Source organism: Desulfofundulus thermocisternus DSM 10259 (genome assembly GCF_000686645.1).
GTDB classification, from domain to species: Bacteria; Bacillota; Desulfotomaculia; order Desulfotomaculales; family Desulfovirgulaceae; genus Desulfofundulus; species Desulfofundulus australicus.
Genome location: NZ_JMLG01000040.1, coordinates 1 through 9,083 on the forward strand (window position 1 = coordinate 1; position 9,083 = coordinate 9,083).

At 53.1% G+C, this 9,083-nt stretch carries 10 protein-coding genes; all 10 read left to right on the forward strand.

Features of this window, described 5'->3' with window-relative positions:
• The first annotated feature begins 418 nt into the window (after positions 1–418).
• Complete coding sequence (locus BR83_RS0113815) at positions 419–892, forward strand: P-loop NTPase family protein (protein ID WP_157833029.1); 474 nt, start codon at positions 419–421, stop codon at positions 890–892.
• A 29-nt stretch (positions 893–921) separates the two neighbouring features.
• Positions 922–2,322 (forward strand): murein biosynthesis integral membrane protein MurJ, encoded by a 1,401-nt coding sequence (murJ, locus tag BR83_RS16095; protein WP_242839684.1) that lies wholly within the window; start codon positions 922–924, stop codon positions 2,320–2,322.
• Positions 2,228–3,121 (forward strand): RpnC/YadD family protein, encoded by an 894-nt coding sequence (locus BR83_RS16100; RefSeq protein ID WP_051618271.1) that lies wholly within the window; start codon positions 2,228–2,230, stop codon positions 3,119–3,121. Before murJ (BR83_RS16095) ends, BR83_RS16100 begins: the two co-directional genes overlap by 95 nt.
• A gap of 58 nt (positions 3,122–3,179) precedes the next feature.
• A complete protein-coding gene (locus tag BR83_RS0113830) occupies positions 3,180–4,088 on the forward strand; it encodes an RpnC/YadD family protein (protein ID WP_027357560.1) in 909 nt (302 codons plus the stop codon).
• Between the two features lie 173 nt (positions 4,089–4,261).
• A complete protein-coding gene (locus tag BR83_RS17895) occupies positions 4,262–4,558 on the forward strand; it encodes an NAD-dependent epimerase/dehydratase family protein (protein ID WP_027357561.1) in 297 nt (98 codons plus the stop codon).
• 264 nt (positions 4,559–4,822) lie between these two features.
• Complete coding sequence (locus BR83_RS16105) at positions 4,823–6,247, forward strand: HD domain-containing protein (protein ID WP_084327280.1); 1,425 nt, start codon at positions 4,823–4,825, stop codon at positions 6,245–6,247.
• Positions 6,248–6,757 carry a Panacea domain-containing protein gene (locus tag BR83_RS0113845; protein WP_027357562.1) on the forward strand — a complete coding sequence of 170 codons (510 nt, stop codon included), beginning with the start codon at positions 6,248–6,250 and terminating at the stop codon, positions 6,755–6,757.
• A 357-nt stretch (positions 6,758–7,114) separates the two neighbouring features.
• A complete protein-coding gene (locus BR83_RS17230; RefSeq protein WP_157833030.1) occupies positions 7,115–7,270 on the forward strand; it encodes a hypothetical protein in 156 nt (51 codons plus the stop codon).
• Between the two features lie 117 nt (positions 7,271–7,387).
• Positions 7,388–8,125: a lipid II flippase MurJ gene (locus BR83_RS17785; protein ID WP_051618272.1), complete on the forward strand. Its 738-nt coding sequence runs from the start codon at positions 7,388–7,390 to the stop codon at positions 8,123–8,125.
• Positions 8,126–8,130: 5 nt separating this feature from the next.
• Entirely contained in the window at positions 8,131–8,886 is a 756-nt protein-coding gene (murJ, locus tag BR83_RS17790; RefSeq protein WP_051618274.1) for a murein biosynthesis integral membrane protein MurJ, read from the forward strand.
• Positions 8,887–9,083: the final 197 nt, after the last annotated feature.

Here is a 9,083-nt window from a genome sequence, read left to right on the forward strand (position 1 = left end):
CAGTCACTGGTTGTCATATTCTGGTGAATAGACGGACTGACTGACCTGAAATACCAGCACAATTTGCGAAGCAGTTGCAGATTATTCTGGTATCGGAAATAGTTGCAGATTGTTCAATCTGCGAAAATGGGCAGGGGTTGGGCTAAATCAAAGTGAGAATTGACAAGAGGAATTAGATGAAAAGAGGAAGGCTGCTTTACAGCAGAGAGCTGGTTACATGCGGGCCCAGGAGACGATAAATTCGGTTGCTAGAGCCCTGGAGGAAGAAGCAGGAAAAAATTCGATATTGAACTCGGCAATTCTACCACCGGATGATGTAATCAAAAAATTGGAACAAACAGTAAAAGAGATTTTAAATCGTTTTCGGCTCGTAGACGGTATTTGCCCCGTTCACTTTAAAATAAAGAAGGATAGGAGGGTGAAGACGGGATCGCTTTTAGAGGTTTACACGGATGACAACCGTCCGCTGGGCGCCTTATCTACGGGCCAGAAGGCTCAACTGGGCCTGGCGATGATCCTTGGCCTCAATTATTCGCTTAACAGGTATATTGGTCATAACATTATTGCCCTGGATGACGTAACCACTGCTTTTGACATGGCGCAGTTGCCGCGGACTGCCGCGCTCATCAGGCAGATTGTGTATGCGAGCGGTGAGGAGTTTGGTCGGCAGGTCTTTATCGTCAGCCACCACGAAGACCTCACCAACCGCCTCCTTGATTTTCTTATACCCCCTGAGGGTAGGAAGATGCGAATTTTGAACTTTGTAAATTGGACCTCAAATAACGGGCCGGTGATTGAGCAAAGGGAAGTCATTCCGGGTTTGAAAGCTTCCACGGATAATAGGAAGAAGTTTGTGGATACCCTCAAATCCATTTGTCAGGCGGGTTATTAATTTTAGTAATCAGAGCAGGTGGCGAAAGGATGGGCCGTTCTAATACCATTGCCAGGGCTACGGCGGTGATCGCCTTTTTTACTTTGCTGTCCAAGGTCCTGGGTTTCATCCGGGAAGTAGCCCTGGCTTACGTCTTCGGGGCCAGCGCGGCCACCGACGCCTACCTGGTGGCGTACACCGTGCCCAATGTAATCTTTGCCGTGCTGGGCGGGGCGCTGACCGTGACGGCGGTGCCGCTGTTTGCCTCCTATGCTTCGGCGGGCAAAAGGGACGAGGCCTGGCGGCTTTTCGCCGTCTTCTCCACCCTGCTGGGCCTGGTCCTGCTGGCGGTGGTGCTGGCCGGCGTGCCCTGCGCCCGGCAGATTGTCTGGCTGGTGGCCCCGGGCCTGCCGGAGGGCACGGCCCGGCTGGCAGCCTCCCTGCTGGCGGTCATGCTGCCCGGGGTGCTCTTTCTTTCCCTGGCCAACCTCTTCTACGGCCTGCTGAACGCCAACAACATCTTCGGGCCGCCGGCCCTGGGCCCCGTGGTCACCAATATCTTCATCGTCGCTTCCATCCTGGCCGGGCTGAAGTTCGGCATCACCGCGGTGGCCGCGGGGACCCTGCTGGGTTACCTGGCCGCCCTGGTGCTACAGCTGCCCTGCCTGCAGCGGGCGGGGTTTACCTTTCGCCCCGCGCTGGAGTTCCGCCACCCCGGCCTGAAGCGGGCCCTGGGGCTGATGCTGCCGGTGATGGTGGGCACGGGGATCGGCCAGGTCTACCTGATCATCGACCGCATCCTGGCCTCGGGCCTGCCCGAGGACAGCATTTCGGCGCTCAATTACGCTTCCAAGCTCATCCTGCTGCCCCAGGGGGTGCTGGTGATGGCCCTGAGCACGGCCATTTTCCCCACCCTCTCCGGCCGGGCCGCCGCCGGGGACAGTGGCGGCTACGCCCGCGCCCTGCTGCGGGCGGTGAAGACGGTGCTGCTGGTGGCCCTGCCCGCCGGGGTGGGCCTGGCCGTGCTGCGGGAGCCGGTGGTGAAGCTGCTCTTCATGCGCGGCGCCTTTGATGAACAGGACGCGGCCATGACCGTTTTCGCCCTTTTGTGCTTTTCTTTTGGCCTGGCGGGGCAGTGCCTGGGGCCGGTGCTCACGCGGGGCTTTTACGCCCTGCAGGACACGGCCACACCGGTGAAAGTGGGAGTATGTACGGTGGGTCTGAACCTGGTTTTCAGCCTGCTGCTCATCCGGCCCCTGGCCCACGGCGGGCTGGCCCTGGCCAATTCACCGGCCGCCGCATTTAATCAGGCAACGGCAAGCTTCTTGAAACCCTTCTGCATTTTTTGCCGAATTCATGGAGTTGTTCTTTCCGGAAGCCGCCCGATCCATAGACCTGACACAGATCAGGTTTCTCCAGCAAGAAATCTTCACCGATGTTACAGCCGGTGACAGGCACAAAGTGGACATTCTGGTGGAAACCAGTCTCAAGGGCCAACCCGGTTTGATTCTGGTACACATTGAACCGCAATCGTACGTGCAAAAGAATTTTAACGAGCGGATGTTTATTTACTTCAGCCGGTTATACGAGAAGTACCGGCGGAAGATATTACCGGTGGCCGTGTTCTGCTACGACCGGGTACGGGATGAACCGGACATTTTCGGGATTGCCTTCCCCTTCCTGGATGTCCTGAATTTCCGGTTTTACAAGCTGGAGTTGAAAAAACTTGACTGGCGGGAGTACATACATAGTGATAATCCGGTAGCAGCGGCGTTGTTAAGCAAAATGGGCTTCAGGCCGGAAGAAAGGGTGCGCGTAAAGCTGGAGTTCCTGCGCATGCTGGCCCGGATGAAACTGGACCCGGCGCGGATGGAACTGCTGGCCGTCTTTTTCGAGACTTACCTGAAGCTGAACCGCGAGGAAGAAGAACAACTTTACCGGGAACTGGGTAAAATGGACAAAATGGAGGTTGACGCCATTATGCAGATGACCACCAGCTGGTATGAAAAAGGCCGTGCGGAAGGCCGTGCGGAAGGACGTGCGGAAGGGAAGATTGAAGCCAAGCGGGAGGTCATATGCAAATACCTGGCCCGCAGGTTCGGAGTTGATTCTGCCAGTGTGCAGGACAAAGTGCAGCAGCTGACCGAGATGGAAACCCTGGACCGTGTACTGGAGCAGCTGTTTGCCGCCAACTCCCTGGAAGAAGCCCGGGCCATCATATGGGAGGAACTGGGCCAAAACTCATATTGAAAAAGATTCGGGGATAGTGTAAACTAAAGCCAGAACCGGCAGAAAGTTGAGGTTTGGTATGGCCCGGGAGTTTGATCTGGTTATCAAAGCACTGGCGGAACGTTATCCGGCCCACCTGGTACAACTGGTGCGCGGTATGGCCGTGGAAAAGGTTGAACGCATGGAAAAAGAAGCAGTGGCCGTGGAGCGGGAATCGGATATACTGCTTAAAGTTATGGAAAATGGCTATGAATATCTGATGCTCCTTGAAGTACAGACTAAAGCCGAGCGAGAAATGCCCCGGCGGTTGCTGGAATATACGGCGATGCAGCACCGGGAGTTCAAAAAACCGGTTTACCCGGTGGTGCTTAACCTTACGGGCCGGCTTCAGGAGGAGAGGTACTCTTTTGACTGCCTGGACCTCACTGTGGTGACGTTTAATTTCCGGACTATCAACCTGGCAGATTTGCCCGGGGAGCACTTGCTGCATCATGCTCCGGTGGGGATTATACCGCTGGTACCGTTAATGCGGCATGAATTTCCTGCCGAAGAAATACTGGCCCGGTGCGTAGAACGGATTGCAGAAGCTCCCGTTGAATGGCAGGCGGACTTGTATCTTGGGCTGGCAGTATTTTCGTCACTCCGGTTTACCAGGGAAGTGATTTTAAAAGTGATCGAGGTGAGCAAAATGGAGACCTCCCCGCTGTTCGACGGCATTCGGGAAAAGTGGATTGATCAGGGGATACGGCAGGGGATACAGCAAGGAATACAGCAAGGAATACAGCAAGGAATACAGCAAGGAATACAGGATACCATACTGGATGCCCTGGAGGAAAATATAGGCCGCTGCCCTGAGGGCCTGGTGAACAGCCTGCGGGCTATACGAGATATTGATACATTAAAATTACTGCACCGCAGGGCGGTGAAAGCGAAAACAATTGATGAATTCATGCAGGCTCTTAACGAGGCGGTGCGGAAGAATAATTAGACGAACACAGAAAGCGGTCAGACCCGGCAGGTGTAGAGCTGCCGGTGTTTTCATTTATGTGGAAAAGGTGCGGGAACTGCCGCCGGTAAGCTTTTCCTACCGTGGCCAGCCGGTGGACAACCGCCGTGCCCCGGCGGATTTCATCAATCTTGTAGGTATAGAGGAGGCTTTTTATGCATGTCCTGGTTACCGGCGGTGCCGGCTACATCGGCAGTCACACGGTGAAAGAACTGCTCCAGGCGGGTTATAAGGTAACAGTGCTGGACAACCTTTCCCGGGGCCACAGGGCGGTGGTACCGGTGGCCGTGTTCGGCTACGACCGGGTACGGGATGAACCGGACAGTGGTGGTCCTGGACCAGCTGGGGGCCCCAAAGACAAGCTGCATGTGGTATATTTGCTTAAGAAAACCCGGGTTTTTACCATTTTACGAAATGAACATTTTCCGCATCCTGACCTCGGGCCTGCCTGAGGGCTTTATCCGTGTGAGACCGTTGTACCGATCCAGATAGGAAAACTTTTGGGGATACGTGTTGATTGTTTTTCCAGGGAAAACGGTTTTCAGATGCTCTTATCGCTTAACGGCGGGGCCGCCTTGAGGACGACTTAGGGTGGGATTAAAATCCGAAAAAAATTTTCCCAGGACGAAAGGATTTTTAAAAAGAAAAAAAGAAGTATTTACCACAAAACATTCGTTCTAAGGAAATCCTGATCCAAAGGGGGTGGTAGAACATAGATGATTAAGGGAACATTTAAAGACGGGGTTATCATTCCTGATGCCCCATTACATTGTGAAAATGGAACCAGGCTTTATATAGGCCATCTGCAAAAAGAAGAAGATTATCCCTATTGGTTTCGTGACCCGGTCCACGGTTTTATCAGGGTCTCCGCTAAGGAAAAAAAGATTATCGATCATCCCTACTTTCAGAGATTGCGCCGGATAAAGCAGTTGGGGATGACTCATTACGTTTATCACGGCGCCGAACACAACCGGTTTGGCCATTCATTGGGTGTAATGGAATTAGCTACCCGGGCAATTGATTTGCTTTGGGAAAAACACGCCAGTTTATTGCAGTGGATGCCTTTGGAGAGACGATATATCAGACAATTGGTGCGCCTGGCAGCACTTCTCCATGACCTGGGGCATCCGCCATTTTCGCATGTGGCCGAAAGCCTTTTGCCGGAAAAAAATCAACTACCCGGGGGGAAACCTAACGAGACAAAGCCGGCAAAGCACGAAGATTATACGAGGGCTATTTTACTTCATTCAGAGTTAAAAGATTATATCGAAAAACTTTTTGCTGATATCCAATTAAGAGCAGAAGACGTTTGGGCTTTAATTAAGGGTACGGTGGTAAAATATCCCTTCCCTTTCAGAGAAAACTTCGTTGATCCTGCAGTCTTGATGACCCAGCTGATTTCTGGCGAACTCGATGTTGACCGGATGGACTATCTGCTTAGAGATTCCCTTTATTGTGGCGTGGCTTATGGGAAGTTTGATGTGGATCGGCTTATTTCCTGCTTGACCATCAATATGGAAAATGGAAACGCGGAGCTGGCCATTGAAGATGGCGGAGTTTATGCCGTGGAGGGTCTTTTGATTGCTCGTTATCACATGTTTTTGCAGGTATACTTTCATGATATCCGTCGCATTTATGACTATATATTAACCAAGTATCTGGCTTCGAAGTTGCCTGGAGGAAAATTTCCAGCTGATCTTGATAATTTCTTAAAGCTGGACGATTCCAGAGTGGAAAGCTGGATTACGGAAGACTTTAACAAAAATGAATGGGCGAACCGGCTTTATTATCGAAGGCACTTAAAACTTTTACGTGAAACAGCACACCATCCATCGAAAGGAGAACTCGAATTCATTCAGGCAAAGAAAAAGTTCTTGGAAAGTAAAGGAATAAGAGAGTTATATCTTGATGACGGAGCAGAAGGGATTTTAACTAAATTAAAACCAATGCGGTATACAGGGGAAGAAGAAAGAAAAATATATGTCATTGGGGAACATGGAGAAAAAGTGCCACTACAAGAAAGATCTAAGGTAATTGAGAAAATAAATGAAGAAATAAAACTTTGGCGGTTATACTGTCATGAGGATGATGTATTAAAAGCAGACAAGATACTTAAAGAAGAATTGGAGGTAGGGAACTAAATGAGAGAAGATTATAAGTTGATTAATTTAATAAAAGAATTTTTTAATCGAATGGGAAAGGCAGTACCAGGAAAAAAAGCTTTACAAAAATTGGTATATTTTAGTCAGGTAGAAGGTTTATCTTTGGGATTTGATTACATTCTCTATAAGTATGGCCCGTATAGCTACGAATTAGAAGATAAAATAAAGGAAATGGAGTTTTTCGAGTTTATTCAGGTCACTCCTGATGATTTGGGCTATAAAATAACTTGTTCGGTGAACGTGCCTCCTCTTCCCAGGGAAGAAAAAAGAATAGTCGAGAGAGTAATTCAAAGGTATGGTTCATTTAGCCCACGGGAACTCGAACTTTTTTCTACAGTGCATTTTATTGCTGTAGATATGTTAGATATTTATAAAGAAAATAATCCGCAGGAAATAGTGGCGCGGGTAAAATCCATCAAACGTGATAAATATTCCTGGGAAGAAATCGAATCTGCTTATCAGACTTTGAAAGAGTGGCAGTTGATTTAGTTAAAATGGAGTATGACATCAGCAACAGCGCCCACCCAAACAGCGCCATACAGCCAGCGTATATTTAAACGGCTAAAGGTCGAGCATAACTACCAGGGCAGTGAGGAAACCGTGCGTCGCTATGTGCGCCTCTGGCGGCAAAACCAGCCCAAAGAAATGTTTTTGCCCATGGACTTCGGCATCGAAAGAGGACCGTCACCTGCTATACCCACTACCTGCCACTGCTCAAGCAAAAACCCAACTATGTGCTACATACCCTGCCTTTCCGGCAGCTTAAGCTACCGGCTCCTCTGAAACAATTCATCAAATCAACTGGCAGCCAGGTCTTCCCAGCCGCCTCAAGACATAGTGGATCTTTTGGAACTAATGGACCAGCAGGGAGTAGAAGCGGTGGCGGCAGCTGCCGGACAGGCACTGCTGATGGGTACGGTAAGTGTAACCGCCCTGCGGACTCTCCTGCCCCCGCCTGCCGAAGTGAAGGTACAAATATCAGCCCTTTTATTGTCAGGATAAGTTTTTGACCATTTGACAGCCATAGTTCAGGCTGAATTAGTTATAATCAAAAAATGGCGGGTTTATGGGCCGGGAAAGCCTGGCTGAATGAATTAATTGGTAAGCTGGTGCAGGAAAATGAGCCGTTCTAATACCATTGCCAGGGCCACGGCGGTGATCGCCGTTTTTACTTTGCTTTCCAAAATACTGGGCTTTGTAAGGGAAATGGCCCTGGCCTGCGTTTTCGGGGCCAGCGCGGCCACCGACGCCTACCTGGTGGCGTACACCGTACCCAACGTCATCTTTGCCGTGCTGGGCGGGGCGCTGACCGTAACGGCGGTGCCCCTGTTTGCCTCTTACGCTTCGGCGGGTAAGAAGGAGGAGGCCTGGCGGCTTTTCGCCGTCTTCTCCACCCTGCTGGGCCTGGTCCTGCTGGCGGTGGTGCTGGCCGGCGTGCCCTGCGCCCGGCAGATTGTCTGGCTGGTGGCCCCGGGCCTGCCGGAGGGCACGGCCCGGCTGGCGGCCTCCCTGCTGGCGGTCATGCTGCCCGGGGTGCTCTTTCTCTCCCTGGCCAACCTCTTCTACGGCCTCTTGAACGCCAACAACATCTTCGGGCCGCCGGCCCTGGGCCCCGTGGTCACCAATGTCTTCATCGTCGCTTCCATCCTGGCCGGGCTGAAGTTCGGCATCACCGCCGTGGCCGCGGGGACCCTGCTGGGTTACCTGGCCGCCCTGCTGCTGCAGCTGCCCTGCCTGCGGCGGGCGGGGTTTGTTTTCCGCCCCTCCCTGGAGTTCCGCCACCCCGGCCTGAAGCGGGCCCTGGGGCTGATGCTGCCGGTGATGGTGGGCACGGGGATTGGCTGCCCCAGGGGGTGATCATCATGGCCCTGGGTACGGCGATTTTCCCCACGCTGTCGAATAAGGCCGCTTCCGGGGACGGTGCTGGTTTTAGCCGTACCCTGCTGCGGGCGGTGAAAACGGTTTTGCTTGTCGCCCTGCCCGCAGGAGTGGGCCTGGCCGCCCTGCGGGAGCCGGTGGTGAAGCTGCTCTTCATGCGCGGTGCCTTTGACGAGAATGACCTGGCCATGACCGTTTTCGCCCTATTCTGCTTTTCCTTTGGCCTGGCGGGGCAGTGCCTGGGGCCGGTGCTCACCCGGGGGTTTTACGCCCTGCAGGACACGGCCACCCCGGTGAAGGTGGGGGTGGCCACGGTGCTCCTGAACCTGGCCTTAAGCCTTGTGCTCATCCGCCCCCTGGCCCACGGGGGCCTGGCCCTGGCCAACTCCCTGGCGGCCACCTTTAACGTGGTGGTGCTGTTTTATCTCCTGGCCCGGCGGGTGCCCGGCCTGGATGTGCGGGGCCTTCTCGCCTTTGCCGCCGGCGCGGCGCTGGCCTCCCTTCTGGCCGGCGGGGCGGCGGCGCTGGCGGACAGGTTTCTGGCCGGGGTGCTGGCGGGGGGCACGGCGGCCCTGGCCCTGCGGCTGGCCGGAGATGCCCTGGCCGGGGTGCTGGTGTTTGCCGGGGCCTGCCAGGTGCTCCGGCTGGATGAGTACCTGTACCTGAAAGATCTCCTCCGGCGGGCCTTTCAGCGCGGGATGAGCTTTATCCGCGCGAGACCTTTGTACCGATCCAGATAGGAAAGCTTTTTGGTTTGTGGTTTTGGACCGTGTATTGGAGCGGCTGTTTGCCGCCAACTCCCTGGAAGAAGCCCGGGCCATCATATGGGAGGAACTGAGCCAAAGCTCATATTGAAAAAAAAAAAAAAAAAAAAAAAAAAAAAAAAAAAAAAAAAAAAAAAAACGGTTTACCCGGTGGTGCTTAACCTTACGGGCCG